Origin of the sequence: Saccharothrix variisporea (assembly GCF_003634995.1) — a bacterium.
GTDB lineage: Bacteria > Actinomycetota > Actinomycetes > Mycobacteriales > Pseudonocardiaceae > Actinosynnema > Actinosynnema variisporeum.
The window spans coordinates 3,618,210-3,642,451 of the sequence record NZ_RBXR01000001.1 but is presented as its reverse complement, the minus strand read 5'-3'; the positions used below and the strand labels follow the sequence as shown (position 1 = coordinate 3,642,451).

Here is a 24,242-nt window from a genome sequence, read left to right as displayed (position 1 = left end):
ATGTCGTGGCGGGTGCGGGTGGTGCACACGACCGGTTACCGGTACGAGCTGCCGGTGACGCAGTCGTTCAACGAGGCCCGGATGACGCCCCGGGCCGACCGGCGGCAGAACGTCGTGGTCAGCCGGGTGGAGACGACCCCGGCGACCCGGGCCTACCGGTACACCGACTACTGGGGCACGGAGGTGACGTCGTTCGACCTGCACGCGCCGCACGTGGAGCTCAAGGTCGTGGCGTCGTCGGTGGTGGAGACCGGGGCCGAGGAGGAGCCGGTGCGGTCGGCGTCGTGGGCCGACCTGCGGGCCGACGCCCTGGTGGACCGGTACACCGAGTTCCTGGACTGGACGCGGTACGTGCCCCGGGACCGGGAGCTGGCGGCGGTGGCGCGGGGGTTGAAGCGGGGCGTGTCGCCCGCCGACGCCGTGCTGGCCGCGTGCCACTGGGTGCACGAGCAGCTGAAGTACCAGTCGGGGACGACCGGGGTGCACAGCTCGGCGGTGGACGCGTGGCAGGCGCGGGAGGGCGTGTGCCAGGACTTCGCGCACTTGACGCTGGTGCTGCTGCGGGCGATGGGCGTGCCGGCGCGGTACGTGTCCGGGTACCTGCACACCAAGCCGGACGGGGCGGTGCGCGAGACCGTGCGCGGGGAGAGCCACGCGTGGATCGAGGCGTGGACCGGCGGGTGGTGGGGGTACGACCCGACCAACGCCATCCCCGTCGGGCCGCGGCACATCTGGCTGGCCCACGGCCGCGACTACGCCGACGTCGCCCCGCTCAAGGGCATCTACTCGGGCGGGGCGTCGTCGGCGCTGGAGGTGACGGTCGAGGTGACCCGGCTGGCGTGACCGGGCTCAGCGCGGGTGGTCGGCGTAGGGCGCGGCCAGGTCGCGGACGTCCGCGCACGGGAACGGGTCCCCGTCGACCCGGCAGACGACCCGGTCGCCCACGCGCTCCGGCCGGTGCCGCCGCAGGACCCGGCGCTTGGCCGCGACCTCGCGCAGCACCCGCGCCGGGTCGTGCCGGGCGACGTGCCGCGCGATGGTCGGGTGGAAGCCCGGCAGGTCGACCTGGCAGAAGTCGACCGTGTGCCCGCGCGCGACCCACTGGCCGCAGTCGTCGCCCCCGTCGCAGCGCCGAGCCAGGTCGGCGTCCTCGTCCAGCCGGGCGTCGATGAACGCCACCAGGTCGTCTCGCACCAGGCCATCCTCGCCCCACGCGCGGGGCCGGTCCACCACTTCAGCGCCAGCCCATCGCCCGTAGCGCGTCCACGACCAGGGAGAACCGCTCCGGCTCCAGCACCGAGCCCTCGCGGCGGATGTCGTCCTCGTCGAGTTCGAACACCCGGTCCAGGCGCAGGTAGGAGACGCGGCCGTCGCGGTCCCAGCGGCCCGAGCCCAGGGGGAGGAAGTCGTCCAGCTCGTTGTCGCGCGGTTCCTTGCTGGTCAGCATCAGGGCCAGCAGGGCGCGGTGGTGGCGGCCGACGACCAGCAGGGGGCGGTCCTTGCCGCGGGTGGCGTCCTCCTCGTAGGGCACCCACGCCCACACGACCTCGCCCGGGTCGGCCAGGCCGTCCAGGTCGGGGGAGTACTCCAGGGTGGCCGCCACGGCCTTCGAGTAGACCTCGCGCACCGCGCCCCGGGCCGGTCGCGGGTCCTCACCGTTCGTGTACACGGCCGGGAAGCTTATGGCCTGGGTCACGTCCGGGTGGGGCGGCAGGTCGGCGTGGCATGAGATGATGGGCCGATCCCCTTTGTCCGTACCGTGCGAGGAACCTGAGTGAGCACGTTCGCCGATCAGACGTTCACGCCCCCGGAGCTGATCCGGAACTTCTGCATCATCGCGCACATCGACCACGGCAAGTCGACCCTGGCCGACCGCATGTTGCAGCTCACCGGCGTGGTCGAGGAGCGTGCGATGCGTGCGCAGTACCTCGACCGCATGGACATCGAGCGCGAACGCGGCATCACGATCAAGGCGCAGAACGTCCGGCTGCCGTGGCAGCTCGACGGCCAGGACCACGTCCTGCACATGATCGACACGCCCGGTCACGTCGACTTCACCTACGAGGTGTCCCGGGCGCTGGAGGCGTGCGAGGGCACGATCCTGCTGGTCGACGCCGCGCAGGGCATCGAGGCGCAGACGCTGGCCAACCTGTACCTGGCGATGGAGAACGACCTCACCATCATCCCGGTGCTCAACAAGATCGACCTGCCCGCGGCCGACCCGGACAAGTACGCCAAGGAGCTCGCCCACATCGTCGGGTGCGAGCCCGAGGAGGTGCTGCGGGTCTCCGCGAAGACCGGTCTGGGCGTCGGCGACCTGCTCGACGAGGTCGTGCGCCGCGTCCCGGCCCCGGTCGGCGACTCGGACGCCCCGGCGCGGGCGATGATCTTCGACTCGGTGTACGACACCTACCGGGGCGTGGTCACCTACATCCGCGTGGTCGACGGCAAGATCACCCCGCGCGAGCGGATCAGGATGATGTCCACCGGCGCCACGCACGAGCTGCTGGAGGTCGGGATCATCTCGCCGGAGCCCAAGCCGTCGCGCGGCCTGGGCGTGGGCGAGGTGGGCTACCTCATCACCGGCGTGAAGGACGTCCGCCAGTCCAAGGTCGGCGACACCGTGACCTGGGAGAAGAAGGGCGCGACCGAGCCGCTGGCCGGGTACCGCGAGCCCAAGCCCATGGTCTACTCCGGCCTGTACCCGGTGGACGGCTCGGACTACCCGATCCTGCGCGAGGCCCTGGAGAAGCTCCAGCTCAACGACGCCGCCCTGACCTTCGAGCCGGAGACGTCGGCGGCCCTGGGCTTCGGCTTCCGCTGCGGCTTCCTGGGCCTGCTGCACCTGGAGATCACCCGGGACCGCCTGGAGCGCGAGTTCAACCTGGACCTGATCTCCACCGCGCCCAACGTCGTGTACCGGGTCGTCATGGAGGACGGGTCGGAGCACGTCGTGACCAACCCGTCCGACTGGCCCGACGGCAAGCGCGCCGAGGTGTACGAGCCGGTCACCAAGTGCACGATCATCGCGCCCAGCGACTACATCGGCGCGATCATGGAGCTGTGCCAGTCCAAGCGCGGGCAGCTGGGCGGCATGGACTACCTGTCCGAGGACCGCGTCGAGCTGCGCTACACCATGCCGCTGGGCGAGATCATCTTCGACTTCTTCGACGCCCTGAAGTCCCGCACGCGCGGGTACGCGTCGCTGGACTACGAGGAGTCCGGCGAGCAGGACGCCGAGCTGGTCAAGGTGGACATCCTGCTGCAGGGCGAGCCGGTGGACGCGTTCTCGGCGATCGTCCACAAGGACCACGCGTACGGGTACGGCACGAAGATGGCCACCAAGCTGCGCGAGCTCATCCCGCGGCAGCAGTTCGAGGTGCCGATCCAGGCGGCCATCGGGTCGCGGGTCATCGCGCGCGAGACGATCCGCGCGATCCGCAAGGACGTGCTGGCCAAGTGCTACGGCGGCGACATCACGCGGAAGCGGAAGCTGCTGGAGAAGCAGAAGGAAGGCAAGAAGCGGATGAAGATGGTGGGGCGCGTGGAGGTGCCCCAGGAAGCCTTCGTCGCCGCTCTGTCCACCGAGGATTCGGGCAAGGACAAGAAGAAGTAGCGCCCCGGCGGGTCGGGTGTGGCGGTTGCTCCGCCGCACCTGGCCCGGTGGCGGTGCCCGACTGGGATGGCGCGGGCGGGTGGCGCGTACACCGTGGGCCGGTGGCCTGCGGGGACTGCGCGGGCGGGGGCCGGTGGGTCGCGCGAGCTTGCGGTGCGGGAGTGCTCGGGTCCCGGAAATGACGAAAGGCCTTCAGGACGCCCCTGTCCCGAAGGCCTTCACAATGCTGCCGGTCAGCTGTAGTTGCGGACCAGGCGGTCGAGCGTGTGGCGGCGGAGGATGGCTTCGATCTCCCGCGTCTCGTGTTCCGGGTGGCGGGCGAGCATCGCCTCCAGGTCCTGCCGGGCGCTCGGGGTGTCGTAGGCGGCCAGCTCGCGGGACAGCGCGGCCTCGCGCCTGCGCAGTTCCCGACGGGTGGCGAAGTACGTGCGAACGGACTCCAGTGCCTTGGTCATGTTGCCTTTCTGGTCGGTCTTTCTGTATCGGTTCACCTACTATGATGCCGCATGTCAGAGGCGGTTTCGACCGGATAGCACGTGACCTTGGGAACAACTCCTACGGCAGGGTGTCGAGCAGGTGAAGGGCGCGGGCGTACTTGGCCCGCAGACGCTCCTGAGTGGCCTCGTCGAGCTGCGCGATGCGGTGTGGGGAGAGGTTGTCGGCGATGTCCGCCCGCTTGACCTCCACCGCCACGGGATCGGCGACGACCCGGCTCAGGTAGTCCTCCTGCGACTCGCCGGGTAGGTGGCTCAACGCCACGACCGTGTCGACCACGTGCGGTGGGCAGCCGGCGGCGAGCAGGTCGGCGGCAGAAACCGGCGTGTCCTCGACGACGTCGTGGAGGACGGCGGCCATCTGGGCGTGGTCGCCGGACACGGCGCGCATCACGCGCAGCGGGTGCCCGATGTACGGCTTGCCGGACTTGTCGACCTGCCCGTCGTGCGCCGCGCGGGCGATGCGGACGGCGTCCTCAACTGTGAACGTCACGCGCCCATGGTCACACCCTTGACAAGGTCCAGTGGTCTAGTCCATTTTGCCAGTGGCCCACGTCACCTGCTGGGCAAGGCCGCCGACTGGGACTTTCATGGAGGTGGACGTGGCTTCGAGGACGAGACGCGCTCTGGGCGCGGTGCTGGCCGGTGTGCTGGCCTTCGCGGGCCTGACCCTGGTGGTGGTGGGCAGCGCCTCGGCCGCCAACCTGGTGGCCAACCCCGGCTTCGACACCGGCAACCTGAGCGGCTGGACCTGCACCGGGACCGCGAGCGCGGTCACCACGCCCAAGCGCAGCGGGACGCACGCCCTGTCCGCGACCCCGGCGGGGTCGGACAACGCCCGTTGCTCGCAGACGATCACCGTCCAGGCGAACACCGCCTACAAGCTGTCCGCCTGGGTCCAGGGCAGCTACGTGTACCTGGGCGTGACCGGCACCGGCAGCGGCGACAAGAGCACCTGGACGCCGGGGTCGAGCGGCTTCAGCCAGCTCTCCCTGGACTTCACCACCGGCGCCTCCACCAGCGTCACCGTCTACCTGCACGGCTGGTACGGCCAGCCCACCTACTACGCCGACGACGTCGCCCTCGACGGCCCCGGCACCCCGCCGACCAGCACCACCACCACGACGACCACCAGCACGACGACGAGCACCACCACGACCACGACAACGACGACCACCACGACGACCACGACCACGCCGCCGGACCCGACGCTGCCCAAGCACGTCCTCACCGGCTACTGGCACAACTTCGACAACGGCTCCCGCGTGCTCAAGCTCGCCGACGTGCCCACCACGTACGACATCGTGGCCGTCGCGTTCGCCGACGCCGTCCCGGCCACCCGCGGCGCGGTCGACTTCACCCTCGACCCGACCCTGTCCAGCAAGCTCGGCGGCTACACCGACGCCCAGTTCAAGGCCGACGTCAAGACCCTCCAGGCCCGCGGCCAGAAGGTGATCATCTCCGTCGGCGGCGAAAAGGGCACCATCTGGGTCGGTGACAGCGCGTCCTCCACCGCCTTCGCCAACAGCGTCAAGTCGCTGATCGCCGAGTACGGCTTCAACGGCGTGGACATCGACCTGGAGAACGGCATCAACTCCACCTACATGTCCTCGGCGCTGCGCAGCATCAACGCGGCCGGCGGCAAGATCCTCACCATGGCCCCGCAGACCATCGACATGCAGTCGACCGGTCAGGAGTACTTCAAGCTGGCGCTGGCCGTGAAGGACATCCTCACGGTGGTCAACATGCAGTACTACAACTCGGGCACCATGCTCGGCTGCGACCAGAAGGTGTACTCGCAGGGCACGGTGGACTTCCTGGTGGCGCTGGCGTGCATCCAACTCCAGAACGGCCTGCGCCCCGACCAGGTCGGCCTGGGCCTGCCCGCCTCGCCGTCCGGCGCGGGTGGCGGCTACCAGTCGCCGGCCAACGTCAACGCGGCGCTGAACTGCCTGGCCAAGGGCACGAACTGCGGTTCGTTCAAGCCCGCGCAGACCTGGCCGGGCATCCGCGGCGCGATGACGTGGTCGATCAACTGGGACGCTTCGAACAACTGGCAGTTCGCGAACACGGTGGCCCCGCACCTGGACACCCTGCCGTGAGGCCGGTGGTGCTCCCCGACGCGCTCGGGGAGCACCACACCCCTCACCTCAGCCGCTGGGTGCCCGCCGCCACGGTGAACGTGCGGGCCAGGGTCGCGGCGGAGTCGGCGCGGGACCGGTCGGCCAGGAAGTACCAGTCCATCCGGACCCGGTCGGCCGTCACGTCCAGCACCGAGTAGCCGTGGGAGTCCAGCTCGACCCACTTCAGGTGCCGGTTGAGCGTGGTCAGCGCCGCCTCGGCGGCCAGGGACACCGTGCGCGGCGGTGCGCCGGTCAGCTCGTCGATGTTGTCCGAGGTGACCGACGGGACCACCAGCTCCGTCGCGACCGTCCGGCGGGTGATCGGGTAGAGGGCCGCGTCGAAGGGCACCTCGAACGCCCACGACGTGTGGATGTCGCCGGTGAGGAACACCGTGTTCTGCACGTTGTTCCGGGCCAGCGCGTCGATCAGGACGCGCCGGTCGTACTGGTAGCCGTCCCACTGGTCGACGTTGATGGGCACGCCGTCCGCCGGGACGCCGATCAGCTCGGCCAGCGGACGTCCTATCGCCTGCGGCAACGCCGGGATGAGGACCGGGGAGAACATGACCGGGTTGCCGACGAGCTTCCACCGGGCGTCCGAGGCGACCAGGCCGTCGCGCAGGAACGCGAGCTGGTCGGCGCCGGCGATGCTGCGGTCGGGGTCGTCGGCGCGGCCGATGTCCGTGCCGACCTGCTGCGACCGGTAGGTGCGCAGGTCCAGCATGGTCAGCTCGGCGAGCGTGCCGAACCGCAGCCGCCGGTAGATGCGGCCGTCCGGGCCGGTGCGCACGGGCATCCACTCGCGGTAGGCCTGCATCGCGGCGGCCCGGCGGGCGGCGTAGGAGCCCTCCGCGCCCTCGGTGTGGTTCTCCGCGCCGCCGGACCAGGCGTCGTTGGCGACCTCGTGGTCGTCGATGGTGATGACCCACGGGTAGGCGGCGTGGAGCTGCTGGAGCTCCGGGTCGGTCTTGTACTGGGCGTGCCGGACGCGGTAGTCGGCGAGGCTGAGGACCTCCCGGGCGGGCTCGTGCGGGCGTCCGCTGCCGAACTCGCCGGGGCCGTACTCGTAGAGGTAGTCGCCGAGGTGGACGACGGCGTCGAGGTCGTCGCGCTCGGCGAGGTGCCGGTAGGCGGCGAACCGGCCCGACTGCCAGTTGGAGCACGAGACCACACCGAACCGGAGGCCCGGGACGGTGGCGGTGGTGGCGGGCGCGGTCTTCGTGCGGCCGACGGGAGAGCGCTCGCCGTCGAGGGTGAAGCGGTAGAAGTAGTGGCGGCCGGGCTGGAGACCGGTCACGTCGAGCTTCACGGTGTGGTCGCGGTCGGGGCCGGTGGTGGTGCTGCCGGTGGACACCACGCGGGTGAACGCGGCGTCCTCGGCGACCTCGTGGGCGACGGTGACGGTCGGGCCGAGGCCGGAGCCGGGGAGGGCGTCGTCGGTGGGGGTGACGCGGGTCCAGAGGACGACGGCGTCGGGGAGCGGGTCGCCGGACGCGACGCCGTGGCGGAAGCGGGGCGTGGCGGCGAAGGCCGGCAGGGCGGGGGCGGTCAGCAGGGCTACGCCGGCGATGGCGCCCAGCTTCAGGGCGTCCCGGCGGGGGTGTGTGTGCGGCACGGGACCCATTTCAGGGGCGCGGGCGGTGGGCGCGGAACCACCGGCCGGGGGAGTTCACGCGCTGTTCGCCGCGTGGATCACGGGTCGCGTCGCGGGTATTCCGCCAAATGGCGGGTTATCGTCGTTGTCATGCTGGACCGACTGGAAGTCCCCGTGATCGCCGCGCCCATGGCGGGTGGTGCGTCCACGCCCGAACTGGTCGCCGAGGTGGGCCGCGCGGGCGGTCTGGGGTTCCTCGCGGCCGGTTACCTGAACCTGGAGGCCGTGGCCACCCAGATCAAGGAGACCATGGCGCTGACGGACAAGCCGTTCGGCGTCAACCTGTTCGTGCCGGGCGTGAAGTCCACTGTGGACGTCTCCGCCTACCGCGACCGGGTCCGCTCCCAGTCACCGACCGAGCCGGGTGAGCCGCGCTGGGACGACGACTCGTTCGCGGCCAAGTTGGAGCTGGTCATGGCGATGCGGGTCCCGGTGGTCTCGTTCACCTTCGGCCTGCCCGAGCCGCACGACGTGCACCGCCTGCACGCCGCCGGGTCGACCGTCGTCGCCACGGTCACCACGCCCGCCGAGGCCCGGCAGGCGGCGGCGGTCGGGGTGGACGCCCTGTGCGTCCAGGGGTGTGACGCCGGTGGGCACCGGGGGACCTTCGCGGACGACGGCGTCTCCCCGGGTGGTGGCGAGCTGTTCGGCGTACTGGCCGCCCTCCGCCTGGTCCGCGCCCGCGTGGACCTGCCGCTGATCGCCGCGGGCGGCCTCGTGCACGGCGCGGACGTCGCCGCGGTGCTGGCCGCGGGGGCGGTGGCGGCGCAGCTGGGGACGGCGTTCCTGACCTGTCCGGAGGCCGGCACGGCCGCCGCGTACCGCGAAGCACTGAAGTCGGGCACCCGGCGCACGGCGCTGACCAGGGCGTTCAGCGGACGTCCCGCGCGCGGGCTGGTGAACCGGTTCCTCGCCGAGAACTCGGCGCACGCCCCGGCCGCCTACCCGGAGGTGCACCACCTGACCAAGCCGGTCCGTGCGACCGGCGACCCCGAGCTGATGTCGTTGTGGGCCGGCCAGACCTACGCGCTGGCCCGTCCGGCTCCGGCGGCCGAGCTGGTGGCCCGCCTCCGTGCGGAGGCACGCGCCGCGCTGGACTCCGCCGCGATGCGGATTCCACCGCTCTGACAACGCTTTGCGGCCAGAATGACCGGATGACGACTGCGCGCGAGCTGTCCGACGAGCTGCTCACCGTCGCCCTCGACGCCGATCCGGTCGAGGCGACCCTGCGCGGGGTGCCCGGGTGGGACGACCGGCTGCCCGACCCGAGCGCCGAGGCCGCCGCGGACATCGCCCGCCGGGCCGAGGACATCGCCCGCCGCGCGCGGTCCGGCGGCGACGACCCGGTGACGCGTGCGGTGGTGGCCCAGCAGGCGGACATGGTCGCCGGGCGCGCTCGGGCCGGGCTGGTCGAGCACACCCACGCCGAGGGCCTGAACGCGCCGATCCCGCTGCTGCTGACCGCGTTACCGCTGATCCGGCCGGTCGGCGACTGGGCACGCCGGGACTACCTGACCCGCCTGTCCACCTTCCCCGCCTACCTCGACGCCCTCGCCCGCCGCCAGCGCGACTCGCCGAAGCGACCGGTCGCGCACCTGGTGGAAGCCGCCGCCGCCCGCCTGGACCGGCACCTCGCCGGCCCCGTCGACCCGCTCGCGGACCCGTTGCGCGCCACCGACCTGTACGACGAGTGCACCGCGGTCCTCCGAGAACAGGTGCGGCCCGCGTTCGAGCGCTACCGCGACTTCCTGCGCACGGAGATCGCCCCGCGCGGTCGTTCCGAGGACGAACCGGGCCTGTGCGCGCTGGACGGAGGCGCCCAGCTGTACGCGAGCCTCGTCCCCCTCTACACGACCACCGCCCACACCCCCGAAGAGCTGCACCGCATCGGCCTGGACCTGGTCGAAGCGCTCGACCGCGAGTACGAGGAGATCGGCGCACGGGTCTTCGGCGGCCCGCTGCCCGCCCGGGAGGTTCGGGACCGGCTGCTCGCCGACCCGGCACTGCGCTGGCAGAGCGCCGAGGAGATGACCGCGCTGGCCAAGGCGACCATCGAGCGGGCGGAACGCGTCGCGCCGGACTGGTTCGGCACCGTGCCCCCGGACCGCTGCGAGGTGCGGGCGGTGCCCGAGGCGGACGCGCCCAACGCCCCGCTGGCCTACTACCTGGACCCGGCGCTGGACGGTTCCCGACCGGGCACCTACTACGTGAACACCTTCCAGGCCACCGAACGCGACCGGTTCAGCGCCGAGTCCACCGCGTTCCACGAGGGCGTACCCGGGCACCACTTCCAGATCTCGCTGGCCCAGGCGCGCGACGACCTGCCGCCGCTGCGCCGGTTCGCCTCCGTCGAGGCCTACCTGGAGGGCTGGGCGCTCTACGCCGAGCGGCTGGCCGACGAGATGGGCCTCTACAGCGGTGACGTGGCCCGCCTCGGGATGCTGTCCGGCGACTCGCTTCGCGCCGCGCGCCTGGTGGTGGACACCGGTCTGCACGCCCTGGGCTGGACCCGGCGCCAAGCCGTGGAGTTCTTGCGGGACAACGCGGTCATGCCCGACGTGGACATCCACTCCGAGGTGGACCGGTACATCGAGAACCCCGCGCAGGCGCTGTCGTACATGGTGGGACGACTGGAGATCCAACGCCTGCGCGGGGACGCGGAGCGGCGCCTGGGCGACCGCTTCGACATCAGGGCCTTCCACGACCTCGTGCTCGGCGGCGGTCCTCTGCCGATGGCCGTGCTCGCCGAGGTGGTCGACGGGTGGGTCGACCACCTCGGTCCCTGATCAGCTCTCCGAGCGGCCCTTCTCCAGCGCGGAGTTCCGCTTGCTGTAGGCGAAGTAGACGACCAGACCGATGGCGAACCAGACCGCGAACCGCAGCCACGTCGCCGGCGCGAGGAAGGTGATCAGCCAGATCGAGAACACGACACCGATGACCGGCACCACCGGCATGCCCGGCGTCTTGAACGTGCGCGGCAGGTCGGGCTGCTTGTACCGCAGCACGATCACGGCGACGCAGACCACCACGAACGCCAGCAGGATGCCGATGTTGGTCAGCTCGGCGGCCTCGGCGATGGGCAGGAAGCCCGCGATGACCGCGGAGGCGATGCCCAGCACCCACGTCGTGCGGGTCGGCACGTGCTTGACCGGGTGCACCTTCGCGAACCACTTCGGCAGCAGGCCGTCGCGGGACATCGAGTAGCCGACGCGGGCCGCGCCCAGCAGGAACGTGAACAGCACGGTGGTGATGCCCAGGACCGCGCCGACGGAGATGACGATGCCCAGCGCGGGCAGGCCGATGTCGGAGAACGCCGTGGCGAACGCGCTCTCCGCGTCGACGTCCTTGTAGTTCACCATGCCGGTCAGGACGAGGCAGGCCAGCACGTACAGCACCATCGAGATGGCCAGCGAGTAGATGATCGCCTTGGGCATGTGCCGCTGCGAGTCCTTGGACTCCTCGGCCGCGGTGGACATGGCGTCGTAGCCGAACACTGCGAAGAACACCGTGGCCGCACCCGTCATCGCGCCGGAGAAGCCGAACGGGAAGAACGGGTTGTAGTTGTCGGTGTTGATGTGGAACGCGCCGACGACGATCACCAGCAGGACGATGCCGACCTTGAGGTAGACCAGCGCGGTCTCGAACCGGGCGGCGTTCTTCATGCCCAGGTTGAGGATCCACGCGATGATCAGGCACAGCACGACCGCGAACAGGTTGACCTTGTAGCTGCCCGCGGCGACGTCACCGGTCTCCGTGCCGGGTGCGCCGAGCATCCAGACCGGCAGGTCGATGCCGAGCAGGTTGAGCAACTCGTTGAAGTAGCCCGAGATGCCGATCGCGACCACCGCCACGATCGCCGTGTACTCCAGCAGCAGGTCCCACCCGATGAACCAGCCGACGATCTCGCCGAGCACCGCGTACCCGTAGGTGTAGGCGGAGCCCGCCTTGGGGATCAGGCCCGCGAACTCGGCGTAGGAGAACGCCGCCGCCGCGCTGGCGATGCCCGCGACCAGGAACGAGATGAGCACGGCAGGACCGGCGGTCTTGTTGGCCACGGCGCCCGCGAGCGAGAAGATGCCCGCTCCGATGATGCCGCCGATGCCGATCGCGGTGAGCTGCCAGAGGCCCAGGGTCCTGGTGAGACCGGTCTTCTCTTCGCTGATCTGCTCGATGGGCTTGCGGCGGAACACGCCGGAGCCCTGGCCGAAGCCGCCCTGCACGGAGGTCATGCCTTTGCTCCCTCGGTGGTGTTGTGCGGCGAACCGTACGCGCGTCAACTGTCACCGGGGTTTGTTCGATCGCACCACTTGACGATCACTCTTTTGTGCGATCTCACCATTGTGTGGCTTGCGTGCCAGGACAACGCCCGCTATGACGACCGCACCGCCCACCACAGTGTTCCAGCCGACGGGTTCGGAAAGCACAAGCGCGCCCAGCGCCGTGGACCACACCGGGGCCACGTAGGTGACCGTGGAGGCCACCGTCGGCCCCGCCGCCCGGATCACGCCCAGGTTCAACACGTACGCCCACCCGGTCCCCGCCGCGCCCAGCACCACCAGCGCGCCCACGGCGAGCCACCCGGGCCAGTGCGGCATACCCCCGACCACCGGTGCCGCCACCGCCAGCTCACCGGTCGCGCACATGATCTGCACGGCCGACAGCGCCGAGGCCGACCCGGACCCGCCGGAGAAGAACCGCCGCGTGTAGGCGTACCCCGCGCCGTAACAGGTCGTCGCGCCCAGGCACGCCAGCCCGCCGAGGAGCACGTCACCGCCCACGCCGTCCCACACGCCCAGCACCACCAGCACCCCGACGAACCCGATCCCGAGACCGGCCAGCCGAGCCGCCGTGACCCGCTCCGAGGGCACGACGAGGATGACGAACACCAGCGTGGTCAGCGGCATGGTGGCGTTGAAGACGCCCGCCAGGACCGAACTGACCAGCGTCTCCCCGAACGCGAGCAGCGTGAACGGCACCGCGTTCAGCAGGGTCGCGACCACCAGCGCGTGCCCCCACACCCGGCGGTCGCGCGGCAACGGCGTCCGCGTGACCAGGCACACCAGCCCCAACGCCACCGCGCCGAAGAAGCACCGGCCGAACGCCACCCAGACCGGTGGCACGCCGGCGTCCACGGACACCTTGATCAACGCGAAGCTCGCACCCCAAATGGCGGACAAGAGCGCGAACTTCCCCACCCAACCCGTCTGCACGGGGGCAGAATCACCGCAACGGCGACAATGAGTCCAACAAGCGACTCTGCCCCAGCACATGAGGGACGCTCATGGCACTGAACTTCGCGCAACTCCGCGCGTTCCTCGCGGTGGTGGACGAGGGCGGCTTCGGCGCCGCCGCCGACACCCTGGGCATCACCCAGTCCGCCGTCTCCCACGCGGTCGCCGCCCTGGAACGCACCCTGGGCCACCCGGTCCTGCACCGCCACGGCCGCCCGACACCCACGTCCTTCGGCGCGGAACTGGTCGCGCACGCCCGGACCGCCGTCGCCGCCTCGGCCGCGATCACCGACCTGGCCGCCCGGCGCGGCGGCCTGGCGCGCGGCACGATCAAGCTCGCCGCACCGCCCACCGTGTGCCAGGGCCTGCTCCCGGACCTGCTGTCCCGGTGGAAGGCGGAGTTCCCGCACGTCCGCATCCGCCTGTTCGAGGGCGAGGACGACGAGGTCGCCGACTGGCTGGCCAACGGGACGGTGGAAGCCGCGGTGGTGGTGGACCCGCCGCCCGGTCACGGCGTGGAGGTGGGCGAGGACGCCTTCCACGCCTTGCTGCGCGAGGACCACCCGTTGGCCGGCGAACCGGACGTGGACGTGGCCGACCTGGCGGACGACCCGTTCCTGCTGTCGTGCGGCGGGTGCGAGCGGCACGTGCGGCAGGCCCACCAGGGGTTGCCGTTCAAGCCCGTGCACCGGGTGCGCGAGCTGGGCACGTTGCTGGCGATGGTCCGGGCGGGCGTCGGCATCACGATCGTGCCCGGCCTGATCTCGGCCATGCTGCCGCCGGGCCTGGTGCTGGTGCCGCTGCGCCGCCGGGTGGTCCGCCGCCTGGTGATCAGCGGACCTCCCGGACGCGAGTGGCACCCGGCCGTGACGGCGCTGGTCGGCTCGGTCAGCGGGTGAAGACGATCTTGCCGGCGGTCTCGCCGTCCAGCATCGCCTTGAAGCCCTCTTCGGCCTGCTCCATCGGCAGGGTGCTGCCGATCTGGGGGCGCACGCCGGTCAGGTCGCAGAACGCGAGCAGGTCGCCCAGCTCCTCCCGCGTGCCCATGGTCGAGCCGACCACCCGAAGCTGGAGGAAGAACAGCCGCTGCAACTCGGCCGCGCTCGCGTCACCGCTGGTCGCGCCGGAGATGACGACGATGCCGCCCGGCTTGAGCGCCTTCATCGAGTGCGACCAGGTGGCCTTGCCGACCGTCTCGAACACCGCGTCCACCCGCTCGGGCAGGCGCGCGCTGGACTCGAAGGTGGCGTGCGCGCCCAGCGACTCGGCCAGCGCCCGCTTCTCCTCGGACCGCCCGGTCACCCACACGCGGTAACCGGCCGCGCGGCCGAGCTGGATGAGCGCGGTCGAGACGCCGCCGGACGCGCCCTGCACCAGCATGGTCTGGCCGGGGCGCAGCCCGGACTTCACGAACAGCATCCGGTACGCCGTCAGCCACGCCGTGCCCATGCACGCGGCTTCCTCGAACGTCAGGCCCTCCGGCTTGGGCAGCGCGTTGCGGGCCGGCACGACCACGTAGTCGGCGAAGCTGCCCTGGTACTTCTCCGTCAGCAGGGTGCGGCCCGGGTCCAGCGTCTCGTCACCGGACCAGGCCGGGTCGCCGATGACCGAGTGCAGCACGACCTCCGTGCCGTCCTCCAGCACGCCGGCGCCGTCGCAGCCCAGGGTCATGGGGAACTTGTCCGCCTTGATGCCGACACCGCGCAGGGTCCACAGGTCGTGCATGTTCAGGCTGGCGGCCTTCACGCCGACGCGGACCCAGCCGGCCGGCACCTCGGGATCGGGTCGGTCACCCACGCGCAGTGCGGCGAGGGGGTCCTGCGGGCTCGGCTCGGCTGCGTAGACGGCGAACATGCGGCGAACTTACCCAGAGGTAGGGAGTCGTGTGCGGTGAACCACGTCACGGCAGTAGGCTCGGGGGCGTGCTGGACGCGATCGCGCAGTGGTGGGACGGGGTGGAGCTGTGGCTCGCCCAACTCCCGTTCCCGTTCCAGTTCGCGCTGGTCATGGCCGTGCTGCTGCCCGCGGCCCTGGGGGTGGCGCGGCTGATCGACCGGGTCGTGGACCAGGCGGCGGGCCGGTTCAACCCGGTGCCCAAGGTGCCGCCGGCGGTCGAGCCCGAGAAGGTGGACGCGAGCACGCCTTCGTAGGCTGGCGGTCGTGACTCCCGCACGTCGCCTCACCGTCGCGCTGGTGGGCCTGATCGCGCTGGTCGTGATCGGCTACTTCGCGAAGGACCTCGGCGGCTCCACCGAGCCCCCACCCCCGACGTCCACGACCGGCTCCACCAAGGCCGCGGCCGGCTCCGGCACGGCGTCGGCGGCCAAGCCCGCCCAGGTGCCCGGCGCGGCGTCCGGGCTGCCGGTCAAGGGCCTGACCAGCCTGCCCGGCGAGGCGAAGGCGACCTGGGAGCTGATCGAGCGCGGCGGCCCGTTCCCGTACCCGCGCAACGACGGCGTGACCTTCCAGAACCGCGAGAAGCGCCTGCCCGCGAAGTCCGGCGACTACTACCGGGAGTACACCGTGCCGACCCCGGGCAGCGACGACCGTGGCGCGCGCCGCCTGGTGACCGGGCGCGAGCGGGAGGTCTACTACACCGGTGACCACTACGAGTCGTTCGTCGTCGTGGACGTGACGAAATGATCCACCGGCACGTGGTGCGCCCCGGCGCGCGGTCCAAGAGCGCCGCGCTGGCGGCCATCGGCGAGGCGATGGAGTTCCCCGACTACTACGGGCAGAACCTGGACGCCCTGTACGACTGCCTGACCGACCTGTCGTGGCTGCCCGAGGGCGAACACGTCCTGGTCTGGGAGGGCGGTGACGACTCGGTGGCGGCCGTCCTGGCCGACGCCGAAACCGCCACCGCCGACAGCCCCCGCCCGTTCAGGGTGGAGCGTTAGTCCTCGGTCGGCACCCAGTTCGGCTTGCGCTTGCCGACGAAAGCCGCGATCCCTTCCTGCCCCTCCGGCCCGCCGAAGTGCTTGGCCGACAGCTCCAGCATGTCCGCGAACACCTCACCGAGGTTGCTCGACCGCTCCTGCTGGAGCATCTGCTTGGTCGCCGCGAGCGCGTTCGGCGCACCCAGCGCCAGCATGTCCGTGTACCGGGTGACCTCGGCGTCCAACCCCTCGGCGGCCACCGCGGAGTTGATCAGGCCGATCGCCACCGCCCGCTGAGCGTCGAACGTCTCGCCGGTCAGGAACAGCTCGTGGGCGGCCCTCGGCAGGAGCCTCGGCAGCACGGTCACGGAGATGACCGCCGGCACGACACCGATCCGGACCTCGCTGAACGCGAACGTCGCCGACTCGACCGCCACCGCGATGTCGCACGCCGCCACGATCCCCACGCCACCCGCGCGCGCCGGCCCGGCCAGGCGGGCGACGACGGGCTTCGGGCTGGTCCACAGCTGTTCGAGGATCGCCGGGAACTCGTTGACCCCCTGCTGGGACGCGCTCGCCCCACCGGCCTCCTTGAGGTCCATGCCCGAGCAGAACACCGGCCCGGTGTGGGTCAGGACGACGACCCGGACGGCGTCGTCGGCGGTGGCCGTCTTCAGGTGGCCGGTCAGCTCGGCGCGCAGCTGCGCGGACAGGGCGTTGCGGTTGTGGGGGGAGTCCAGCGTGATCGTCGCGATGCCACGCCGCACCTCGTAGTGGACCAGCTCGTCTGCCATGGGCGCACTCTAACCAGGACGTCCAATTGACAGCACACTGTCAAAATGACAGGATGCTGTCATGACGACGAAGACGGTCCACCTCGCGCTCTACGACCAGCTGGCCGACTGGGAGTTCGGCTACGCCACGGCCCGCATCAACGACCCGGCGTTCCAGAAGCAGCCCGACCGCTACCAGGTCCGCACGGTCGGCCTGACCCGCGACCCGATCACGAGCATGGGCGGCCTCACCGTCACGCCCGACCTGGCGCTGTCCGACGTCGACCCCGCCGACAGCGCGCTGCTCCTCCTGCCCGGCGCCAACTCGTGGGCCGACGGCGGCAACGCCGAGTTCGCCCAGGCCGCACGGCGCTGGCTGGACGCGGGCGTCCCGGTGGCGGCGATCTGCGGCGCCACCGTCGGCCTCGCGGCGGAAGGCCTGCTCGACGACCGTCCGCACACCGGCAACATGCTGGAGGAACTGCTGCCCGTCGAGGGCTACCGGGGCGCCGACCACTACCGCCAGGAACGCGCGGTGCGCTCGAACGGCCTGATCACCGCCGGTGCCGACAGCGCCCTCGAGTTCGCCCGCGAGATCCTCGCCGAACTGGACGTCTACGAGCCCGCCGTGCTGGAGGCCTGGTACGGCCTGTTCAGCTCGGGCGACCCGCAGTGGTTCGGCAAGCTGATGGCGGCGGTGTCGTGACCGTCGAGCCGCGCACGGAGGCGGGGGACGTGCTGACCGAGGTCATCATGCGAACCTTCCGCCTCTACGGCGCTTTCCTCGACGCGGCCGAGGTGATGACCAAGCCGGTCGGCCTGACGGCGGCGTGGTGGCAGGTCCTGGGCGCGGTCCTGCACGAGCCGCTGCCCGTGTCCGGCATCGCCCGCGAGATGAGCCTGACCCGGCAGAGCGTGCAACGCATCGCGGACGTCCTGGTCGAGAAGGGCCTGGCCGAATACCTCCCCAACCCGGCCCACCGCCGCGCCAAGCTCTTCCGCCCCACGGCAGCCGGCTACGCGGCCGTCGACAGCCTCCGCGCGGCCCAGCACGCCTTCACCAACAAGGTGTCGTCCCAAGTGGACTTGGACGAGCTCAAGACGACCCTGAAGGTGATGCGCCAACTCGTCACAGCAGTGGACGACGTCAAACGTCCGGCTGGGGCTTCTTCCGGTTGATCTCGACCAGTTGTTCCGGCGAGAGGCTCGTGGTCAGAATCGTCCGGGTCACCTTCACCTGGTCGAACGACGTACCGGTGACCACCGCACCGTCGAGGTTGGCGTCGGTCAGATCGGCCCCTGCAAGCGAGGCATCCACAAGCCGTGCGGATCTCAGATCGGCGCCGACCAAATCGGCGTGCTGGAGGTCTGCACCGGTCAGGTCTGCATTGTGCAGGTCGGCTCGGGTCAGTGTGGCGTTCGCCAGTCGCGCCTCCCGCAGATCCACACCGGCGAGCCCCATGGCGGTGAGGTCGAGGTTCTCGCCGTTGACCTTCTCGAGGCGAGCACCGGTCAACGAGGCACCGGTCAAGTCGGCACCGACAAGCGTCGCTCCACCCAAGTGCACTCCGGTCAAGTCGGCCGCGGAGAGATCGGCCTCGTCCAAGTCGGCGCCACGCAGATCTGCCCCCGCGAGGTTGGCGCCACCCAGCGCTGCTGCCCTGAGGTCGATCGCCGACACTTCCCACCAGTCATCGGTGCCTGGGAGACGGTGGCGGTGCAAGATGCGTTGCGCAGTCAGCCGCACCTGCCGCTCTTGCAGGCGTTCGCGTAGATGCTTGTCGAATTTCTCGCGCTCCTCCGCGGATGCGTCCGCGTCGACGACGTTGGGTTCGGGTGGGAACGGCATCCTCAAGTACGCGCACACCACGTTGAAGATCGTCTCGCGTTGCTCCGGAGTGCTGCCGCCCAGACGGTCGAGCGCGTACAAGCCACCGAGCCGGACCGGGGCTTGGTCGGAGCCCAACTGTTCAACTGCTTTCGTGTAGAGGTCCGTGATCCGCCGTTCCAAGGCGTCGTGTTCGGACTGCGCCGCAACGACCCTCTGGTGGGCCAGCGACAGCTCCGTTGAGCGCTGACGGCGGGCGGCCAGCCACAATGCCGCTGCTCCACCGGTCCCGACGACTATCGTTCCCGCAGTGCGGATCGCGTCCAGTTGCACTGTCGGCGAGCCGCCTCCGAAAGCGCGCAGAAGCAGTGACGCGATGACAACGGCGAGCGCTACAAGGACCATTGCGCCGGTCACGATGCTTCGTGTGGAAAGAGGCCGCATCTCATCGGCCGTGTCGCTTCGAGGGTCGCGCGGGCGGGTGTGCAGGATTGCCACGCCTGTGGCGATCAGGCTGACGACCAGCACAACCTGCCACCACCGGTAGATCCACAGGACGAGCGAATCCCACCAACCGCGTGAGAACCAGCAACCGAGGCCGACTCCGAGCGCAATGCTCACCTGACCGTGCCAACTTCTCCACTTCATGCGTCCTCCACCGGCGCTCCCGGCTTGGGGTAGGAGCGTCCGGAACGAGCCGACTCGAGCAGTTCGCGCGTAAGCACGCTTTCACGCGGCCACTTCAACTCGGTCAGCTCGTCCAACCCCAGCGGCGCTCCCATCGCGCTGTCCGCAGCAGGCGCTGTGATGTCGTCCAACAGGCGGTGGATCAGAAGAGCGAGCGACCCAGGACCGCTCCCACTGTATCCCCACGACAAGCCCCAATAATGGTCGCGAGGAGCGGGCTGGATGCTTCCATCTTCCGTCCGGATCCACACCGGTTCGTCCAGCACCACCTCAGTCAACTGGCCTCCCGAAGCGTTGAGCCGCTGCGGAACGGCGACGAAGAGGGAGCCGTCGGGTTCTCTTACCACCGGCGCGCCGCTGACCGGGTCGATCAATGCGTCGCCACCGCCGCGTCCAAGGGACTCGTAGACGGCTGCGCGTTCTGCGGGCGCCCGCAACCTCGACGCCCATTCGGCGCCATAGCGAGTGGCAGGGTTGACTCGTTCCACGCTGGCGTACGGGAAGTGCGCGCCGCCATCCCACATCGCCGCGAGACGAACGCAATCGGCGGCAAGTTGGTCTGTGCGTTCCAGTATCTTCTGCCATCCTCGGCGCAGAACGCCCGCCTCCATCTCGCCCGGCTCGGGAAACGGGAGGGGGCGAGCGGCCACAGCAGTGGTCCGCGTGAAGCATGACTTGCGCTTTCGCTGGAGCTCATCAACCAACTCCAGGTTCTGGACCGCACTTTCCGTGGCACGGTGTTGGGCCACGGTAGCAAGGTGCTGGACGGCTCGCTGCTCGGCGCTGCCGGCGGGCAAGGCAAGCGCCAACTTCAGAAGAGGCACGATGTCCAGATCAGGGGCGGCAGGGTACACCGTCGTCGTTTGCTGTGGCGCCCAATTCTCGATGAGCCTGGGGATGCGCAGCGAATAGGGCCAGTAGGGTGCCGGCTGGCCCAGCACTCGGGACAGGTCGTTCCAGAGCGCCTCGAAGTCGGCCCACGTCGGTGGCGCTTCGCCGGGCTGCGCCGTGCCCACTGTCGGCCCGTCGCGTCCGAAATCCGGTGCGATTCGGACCAAGGCGTCCGCTTCGGGCAACTCCGCCGCGACGGTGACGGCTGTGGGCTGCATCTTTCCCGGCAGCGGCCACACGACGCAAAGCGTCCCTGCTTCGGCTATCCAGATCTGTGCAACGTAGTGCTCCTGAGTGGTGGCGCCGCTGTACGTCGCGGGTTCGTTCGCGGTCGGCCAGTACCGCAACGGAGTCCGCCTGAGGAACCGTTGTTCTCCACTGTTGGCCGCCCACTGGTAAAGATCGCGTTCGTGCCAGTACGGGCTGCCTCCTTCCCGCCCAGCCGGGGGAGACATCACGCGCGTCCAGTGCAAACGCCGAAAGGTCCAACGCGAGAGGCCGAGCACCCGCGCAGCATCAGCCATCGTGAAACGCTGGGGCTGGGAGTTGGTCACCCGCACATGATGGCGGCTGAGTAGCCGTCAGGCGGTCCGGACGGCCAAGTCTTCCGCCAGGGCGGCTTCGTAGCGGTGGAGGACCAGTTCCGCCACCTCCGGGTCCGCGCCCAGCGGCGTGGCCACCAGGTCCGTCTCGGCCAGCCGCGCCACCCGGTCGGGCAGGAAGCCCGGGGCCAGGAACCAGGACGCCACGGCGATCCGGCGCGCACCCCGGGCCTTCAGCCGCTCGACCGCCGCCGGCACATCGGGGGCGGCCATCGACGCGAAAGCCGCCTCCACGCCCGCCCAACGCGCGCCGGAAGCCCACCGCTGGGCGATCGCCCGCACGGCCGCGTTGGCGGGCTCGTGCGACGACCCCGCCCCGGCCAGCACGACACCCAACTCACGATCGTGCGACCGGACCCCGATCGACGCCAACCGCCGCAACGCCGCCGACTCCAGCAACGGCGACGGCCCCAGCACGTCCGCGATCGTCACGTCCAGCGACGGCAACCGCGCCTCGGCCACCGCCCCCGGCACGTCCACCCGCGCGTGAAAAGCCTTGCCCAGCAACAACGGCACCACGACCGCCGACCGGTGACCGTCCCCGCGCACGGCGTGCAGGACGTCACCCAGCCGAGGCGCGGACAGGTCCAAGAACGACGCCCGCACGTCCAGCGACGGCCGCAAAGCCCGCACCACGTCCAGCAACTCGTGCACGGTCGCCGCCGAACGCGGGTCACGGCTGCCGTGCGCCACAGCCACCAAAGCGGTCACAGCGCACCCGACAGACCGCGCGCCCGCAGCACCGCCCGCTCCAACGGCCGGAACACCAGCAGCTCGATCCCGATGCCCACCAACAGGATCAGGAAGATCGCCGCGATCACCATCGAGATGTCGTTCAACGACGACCCGTTGTGCAGGTACTGCCCCAGGCCCTCACCCAGCTGCGGCGAGGTCGCGATGATCTCCGCCGCCATCAGCGACCGCCACGAGAACGCCCAGCCCTGCTTCAACCCTGCCAGGTACCCCGGCAGGGCGGCGGGCAGCAGGATGTGCCGGGCCGCCGCGAGCCGGCTCGCGCCCAGCGCCTGCCCGACGCGCGGGAGCAGCGGCGGGATCTGGTCGACGCCGGACACCAGGCCGTTGGCGATGGAGGGCACCGAGCCCATCAGCACCACGAAGTAGATCGTGGACGGGGTCGCGCCGAACCACAGGATGCCCGCCGGCACCCACGCCACCGACGGCAGCGACTGCAAACCGGTCAGCAGCGACCCGATGGCCGCCCGCACCACGCGCACCTTGGCGATCAACAACCCCAGCGGGGTCGCGATCAGCACGGCGGTGAGGAAGCCCAGCACCGCCCGGTGCACCGACGTCCACAGCACGTCGAACGCCCGTCCGCTCTCGACGGCCTCGGCGACCGCCGCCCACACCGATGCGGGCGAGGGCAGTTGGTACTCCGGCCAGAACGCCGCCGCCCACAGCGCCTGCCACACGCCCAGCAGCAGCGCGAACGCGATCAGCGGTGGCAGGACCGTGCGGACGAACCGCTTGCCCAGCGACGGGCGCTGCTCCTGCGACGGCGCGTCCAGCGCGTCCAGGCCCGCGCCGACGGCCGCCAGGTCGTTGTCAAGCCGCGGCGTGGCCACTGATCACCTCTCGCAGCCGGGCGGTGATGTCCTGCACGATCGCGGGCTCGTCGGCGTCCACGGTGGACCACTCGCGCACCACGCGACCCGGGCGCGAGGACAGCAGGACGACCCGCTGCCCCAGCCGCACGGCCTCGCGCACGTCGTGCGTGACGAACACGATCGCGGTCCCGGTCTCCCGCCACACCCGCACCAGCTCCGCCTGGAGCACGTCCCGGGTGATGGCGTCCAGCGCCGCGAACGGCTCGTCCATCAGCAGCAGGCCGGGCGTGCCCTCCTCGGCGCTGCCCAGCGTGGACGCCAGCGCCCGCGCCAGGGCCACGCGCTGCCGCATGCCGCCGGACAGCTCGTGCGGGCGCTTGTGCCCGGCCTCCGACAGCCGCACGAGTTCCAGCAGCTCACCGGCCTTCTCCCGGCGGGCGCCGCGCTTGACGCCGGCCAGCCGCAGCGGCAGCTCGACGTTGCGCGCGGCGGTCAGCCACGGCATCAGCGCGGCCTCCTGGAACATCACGGCCGGCCGCGAGGTGGTCAGGGTGATGGACCCCGAGGTGGGCGCGTCCAGGCCGGCGACCAGGTTGAGCAAGGTCGACTTGCCGCACCCGGACGCGCCCAGCAGGCACACGAACTCGCCCGGCGCGACCCGCAGGTCGACGCCGTCGAGCGCCGTGACCGCGTGCGGTCCGTGCCCGAACGTCTTGCGCACCGCGGACAGGGTCACAGCCGCGTCCACAGTGGACGGAACGGTGGGCTCAAGCGTGGCGGTCATGGTGTGCCTGCCTTCCCCGAGTTACTTCTTGTCCAGCCCGGCGGTGTCCACGGTCGGCTTGCCCGCCGCCGTGAGCACCTTGTTCAGCAGCGTGAAGTCCGCGAGCCCGGCGACGTCCGCGGCCTGCTTGGCGACGCCCGCGGTGACCGCGTCCTTCGCCAGCTGCGGGAACGACTTGGCCTGCGGGTCCAGCGTCAGCGTGATGTTGTCGAACGCGCGGTCCAGCACCGGCTCGCCCAGCGACTTGCCGGTCAGCTTCTTCAGGGCCTCGTTGACGACCTTCTTGGCCTCGGCCTTGTTGTTCGTCGCGAAGTCGGTGGCCGCCAGGTGGCCCTTCAGCAGCGCCTCGACGGTCTGCGGGTGCTCCTTGAGGAACTGGGTGCGCACCAGCAGCACGGTGGTCGGGAACTTGCCGCCCTCCCACAGGGTCTTCTCGTCCACCAGGACCTTCGCGCCCGCGTCGAGCACCAGTCGCGAGGCCCACGGCTCCGGCGCCCACGCGCCGTGCACGTCGCCCTTCTTGAACAGGTCGAGGGTCTGCGAGTTCTCCGTGTTGGTGACGTTGACCTGGTCCGCGCCGGCGCCCACGGCGAGCTTCTGGTCGGCCAGCCACTTCTTGAACGCCACGTCCTGCGTGTTGCCCAGCTGCGGCGTGGTGATGACCTTGCCCTTGAGGTCGTCCACCGAGGCGATCTCCGGCTTGACCACCAGCTGCGCACCGCCGGACGTGGCACCGGCGACGAGGCGCACGGCCTCGCCCTTCGACTTGTCGAAGGCGTTGATCGCCGGGCCGGACCCGATGAACGTGGCGTCCAGCGAGCCGCCGAGCAGCGCGTTGACCGCCTCGGGTCCGGCGTTGAAGGTCTGCGTGGTCAGCTTGGTGCTGCCCAGCTCCTTGGCGAACAGGCCCTGTTCCACGCCGACCAGCGCGGCGGCGTGGGTGACGTTGGGGAAGTAGCCCAGCCGCAGTTCGGCGGCGGCGCCCTTGTCCTCGGTCGGCGCGGTCGCGGCGTCGTTGCCGCGGTCGGCCCGTGAGCAGGCGGTCAAGGCGAGGAAAGCGGTCAGTACAGCCAGTGACTTGGTCAGGGTGCTGCGCTTGCTCACGGCGGCGT

The 24,242-nt window shown here is 70.8% G+C and carries 26 protein-coding genes; 11 read left to right on the top strand and 15 right to left on the bottom strand.

What is annotated here, in order from left to right; genetic code table 11:
* Positions 1-843, top strand: coding sequence for a transglutaminase family protein (locus tag DFJ66_RS16180; protein WP_121222241.1), 843 nt, complete (start codon positions 1-3; stop codon positions 841-843).
* A 6-nt stretch (positions 844-849) separates the two neighbouring features.
* Here DFJ66_RS16180 and DFJ66_RS16175 read toward each other — a convergent pair whose 3' ends face one another.
* Both DFJ66_RS16175 and DFJ66_RS16170 read right to left on the bottom strand, forming a co-directional pair.
* Complete coding sequence (locus tag DFJ66_RS16175; protein WP_121231250.1) at positions 850-1,194, bottom strand: DUF6221 family protein; 345 nt, start codon at positions 1,192-1,194, stop codon at positions 850-852.
* A gap of 40 nt (positions 1,195-1,234) precedes the next feature.
* Complete coding sequence (locus tag DFJ66_RS16170; protein ID WP_121222238.1) at positions 1,235-1,669, bottom strand: type II toxin-antitoxin system PemK/MazF family toxin; 435 nt, start codon at positions 1,667-1,669, stop codon at positions 1,235-1,237.
* Between the two features lie 105 nt (positions 1,670-1,774).
* Between DFJ66_RS16170 and lepA the strand changes: the two genes are divergently transcribed.
* On the top strand, positions 1,775-3,616 hold the full coding sequence (lepA, locus tag DFJ66_RS16165; RefSeq protein WP_121222236.1) for a translation elongation factor 4: 1,842 nt from the start codon (positions 1,775-1,777) through the stop codon (positions 3,614-3,616).
* 233 nt (positions 3,617-3,849) lie between these two features.
* Here lepA and DFJ66_RS16160 read toward each other — a convergent pair whose 3' ends face one another.
* Together DFJ66_RS16160 and DFJ66_RS16155 are read right to left on the bottom strand one after the other, a co-directional pair.
* Positions 3,850-4,071 (bottom strand): hypothetical protein, encoded by a 222-nt coding sequence (locus tag DFJ66_RS16160; RefSeq protein WP_121222234.1) that lies wholly within the window; start codon positions 4,069-4,071, stop codon positions 3,850-3,852.
* A 100-nt stretch (positions 4,072-4,171) separates the two neighbouring features.
* On the bottom strand, positions 4,172-4,603 hold the full coding sequence (locus DFJ66_RS16155; protein ID WP_121222231.1) for an HD domain-containing protein: 432 nt from the start codon (positions 4,601-4,603) through the stop codon (positions 4,172-4,174).
* A gap of 109 nt (positions 4,604-4,712) precedes the next feature.
* On the opposite strand from DFJ66_RS16155, the gene DFJ66_RS16150 reads away from it, so the two are divergent.
* Positions 4,713-6,212, top strand: coding sequence for a chitinase (locus tag DFJ66_RS16150; RefSeq protein WP_170199430.1), 1,500 nt, complete (start codon positions 4,713-4,715; stop codon positions 6,210-6,212).
* 43 nt (positions 6,213-6,255) lie between these two features.
* Here DFJ66_RS16150 and DFJ66_RS16145 read toward each other — a convergent pair whose 3' ends face one another.
* Positions 6,256-7,857 (bottom strand): alkaline phosphatase D family protein, encoded by a 1,602-nt coding sequence (locus DFJ66_RS16145; RefSeq protein ID WP_121222227.1) that lies wholly within the window; start codon positions 7,855-7,857, stop codon positions 6,256-6,258.
* Between the two features lie 120 nt (positions 7,858-7,977).
* On the opposite strand from DFJ66_RS16145, the gene DFJ66_RS16140 reads away from it, so the two are divergent.
* Positions 7,978-9,015: an NAD(P)H-dependent flavin oxidoreductase gene (locus DFJ66_RS16140; protein WP_121222225.1), complete on the top strand. Its 1,038-nt coding sequence runs from the start codon at positions 7,978-7,980 to the stop codon at positions 9,013-9,015.
* A gap of 26 nt (positions 9,016-9,041) precedes the next feature.
* The gene (locus tag DFJ66_RS16135; protein ID WP_121222223.1) at positions 9,042-10,673 is read left to right on the top strand and encodes a DUF885 domain-containing protein; all 1,632 of its coding nucleotides are present in this window, start codon (positions 9,042-9,044) and stop codon (positions 10,671-10,673) included.
* Here DFJ66_RS16135 and DFJ66_RS16130 read toward each other — a convergent pair whose 3' ends face one another.
* A complete protein-coding gene (locus DFJ66_RS16130) occupies positions 10,674-12,116 on the bottom strand; it encodes an amino acid permease (protein ID WP_121222221.1) in 1,443 nt (480 codons plus the stop codon).
* Between the two features lie 51 nt (positions 12,117-12,167).
* The gene (locus DFJ66_RS16125; RefSeq protein ID WP_246029778.1) at positions 12,168-13,097 is read right to left on the bottom strand and encodes a DMT family transporter; all 930 of its coding nucleotides are present in this window, start codon (positions 13,095-13,097) and stop codon (positions 12,168-12,170) included.
* A gap of 71 nt (positions 13,098-13,168) precedes the next feature.
* Here DFJ66_RS16125 and DFJ66_RS16120 point away from each other — a divergent pair, with 71 nt between their 5' ends.
* Entirely contained in the window at positions 13,169-14,017 is an 849-nt protein-coding gene (locus tag DFJ66_RS16120; protein WP_121222217.1) for a LysR family transcriptional regulator, read from the top strand.
* Here the strand turns inward: DFJ66_RS16120 and DFJ66_RS16115 are convergent.
* Complete coding sequence (locus DFJ66_RS16115; protein WP_121222214.1) at positions 14,007-14,972, bottom strand: zinc-binding dehydrogenase; 966 nt, start codon at positions 14,970-14,972, stop codon at positions 14,007-14,009. The two genes, DFJ66_RS16120 and DFJ66_RS16115, sit on opposite strands and share 11 nt — an antisense overlap.
* Before the next feature lie 71 nt (positions 14,973-15,043).
* Between DFJ66_RS16115 and DFJ66_RS16110 the strand changes: the two genes are divergently transcribed.
* From DFJ66_RS16110 to DFJ66_RS16100, 3 genes are read left to right on the top strand one after another with little or no spacing between them, the layout of a single operon-like run.
* Positions 15,044-15,268, top strand: coding sequence for a hypothetical protein (locus DFJ66_RS16110; protein ID WP_121231248.1), 225 nt, complete (start codon positions 15,044-15,046; stop codon positions 15,266-15,268).
* 10 nt (positions 15,269-15,278) lie between these two features.
* Positions 15,279-15,761 carry a guanyl-specific ribonuclease gene (locus DFJ66_RS16105; RefSeq protein ID WP_121222212.1) on the top strand — a complete coding sequence of 161 codons (483 nt, stop codon included), beginning with the start codon at positions 15,279-15,281 and terminating at the stop codon, positions 15,759-15,761.
* Positions 15,758-16,018: a barstar family protein gene (locus DFJ66_RS16100; protein WP_121222210.1), complete on the top strand. Its 261-nt coding sequence runs from the start codon at positions 15,758-15,760 to the stop codon at positions 16,016-16,018. The genes DFJ66_RS16105 and DFJ66_RS16100 overlap by 4 nt, the downstream gene beginning before the upstream one ends.
* On the opposite strand, the gene DFJ66_RS16095 is transcribed toward DFJ66_RS16100, so the two are convergent.
* The gene (locus DFJ66_RS16095; protein ID WP_121222208.1) at positions 16,015-16,791 is read right to left on the bottom strand and encodes an enoyl-CoA hydratase-related protein; all 777 of its coding nucleotides are present in this window, start codon (positions 16,789-16,791) and stop codon (positions 16,015-16,017) included. The two genes, DFJ66_RS16100 and DFJ66_RS16095, sit on opposite strands and share 4 nt — an antisense overlap.
* A gap of 61 nt (positions 16,792-16,852) precedes the next feature.
* Here DFJ66_RS16095 and DFJ66_RS16090 point away from each other — a divergent pair, with 61 nt between their 5' ends.
* Both DFJ66_RS16090 and DFJ66_RS16085 read left to right on the top strand, forming a co-directional pair.
* Complete coding sequence (locus tag DFJ66_RS16090) at positions 16,853-17,476, top strand: type 1 glutamine amidotransferase family protein (RefSeq protein WP_121222206.1); 624 nt, start codon at positions 16,853-16,855, stop codon at positions 17,474-17,476.
* A complete protein-coding gene (locus DFJ66_RS16085) occupies positions 17,473-17,949 on the top strand; it encodes a MarR family winged helix-turn-helix transcriptional regulator (protein ID WP_246029776.1) in 477 nt (158 codons plus the stop codon). The genes DFJ66_RS16090 and DFJ66_RS16085 overlap by 4 nt, the downstream gene beginning before the upstream one ends.
* Here the strand turns inward: DFJ66_RS16085 and DFJ66_RS16080 are convergent.
* The 6 genes from DFJ66_RS16080 to DFJ66_RS16055 are packed head-to-tail and all read right to left on the bottom strand — an operon-like array spanning position 17,918 to position 24,234.
* A complete protein-coding gene (locus DFJ66_RS16080; RefSeq protein WP_147459283.1) occupies positions 17,918-19,246 on the bottom strand; it encodes a pentapeptide repeat-containing protein in 1,329 nt (442 codons plus the stop codon). The two genes, DFJ66_RS16085 and DFJ66_RS16080, sit on opposite strands and share 32 nt — an antisense overlap.
* A complete protein-coding gene (locus DFJ66_RS16075) occupies positions 19,243-20,730 on the bottom strand; it encodes a helix-turn-helix transcriptional regulator (protein ID WP_147459282.1) in 1,488 nt (495 codons plus the stop codon). The genes DFJ66_RS16080 and DFJ66_RS16075 overlap by 4 nt, the downstream gene beginning before the upstream one ends.
* Before the next feature lie 27 nt (positions 20,731-20,757).
* Positions 20,758-21,489, bottom strand: a complete 732-nt coding sequence (locus tag DFJ66_RS16070) for a sirohydrochlorin chelatase (RefSeq protein ID WP_121222200.1) — start codon at positions 21,487-21,489, stop codon at positions 20,758-20,760.
* The gene (locus DFJ66_RS16065; RefSeq protein ID WP_121222198.1) at positions 21,486-22,364 is read right to left on the bottom strand and encodes an ABC transporter permease; all 879 of its coding nucleotides are present in this window, start codon (positions 22,362-22,364) and stop codon (positions 21,486-21,488) included. Before DFJ66_RS16065 ends, DFJ66_RS16070 begins: the two co-directional genes overlap by 4 nt.
* On the bottom strand, positions 22,345-23,130 hold the full coding sequence (locus DFJ66_RS16060; RefSeq protein ID WP_121222196.1) for an ABC transporter ATP-binding protein: 786 nt from the start codon (positions 23,128-23,130) through the stop codon (positions 22,345-22,347). Before DFJ66_RS16060 ends, DFJ66_RS16065 begins: the two co-directional genes overlap by 20 nt.
* A gap of 21 nt (positions 23,131-23,151) precedes the next feature.
* The gene (locus DFJ66_RS16055; RefSeq protein WP_121222194.1) at positions 23,152-24,234 is read right to left on the bottom strand and encodes an ABC transporter substrate-binding protein; all 1,083 of its coding nucleotides are present in this window, start codon (positions 24,232-24,234) and stop codon (positions 23,152-23,154) included.
* Positions 24,235-24,242: the final 8 nt, after the last annotated feature.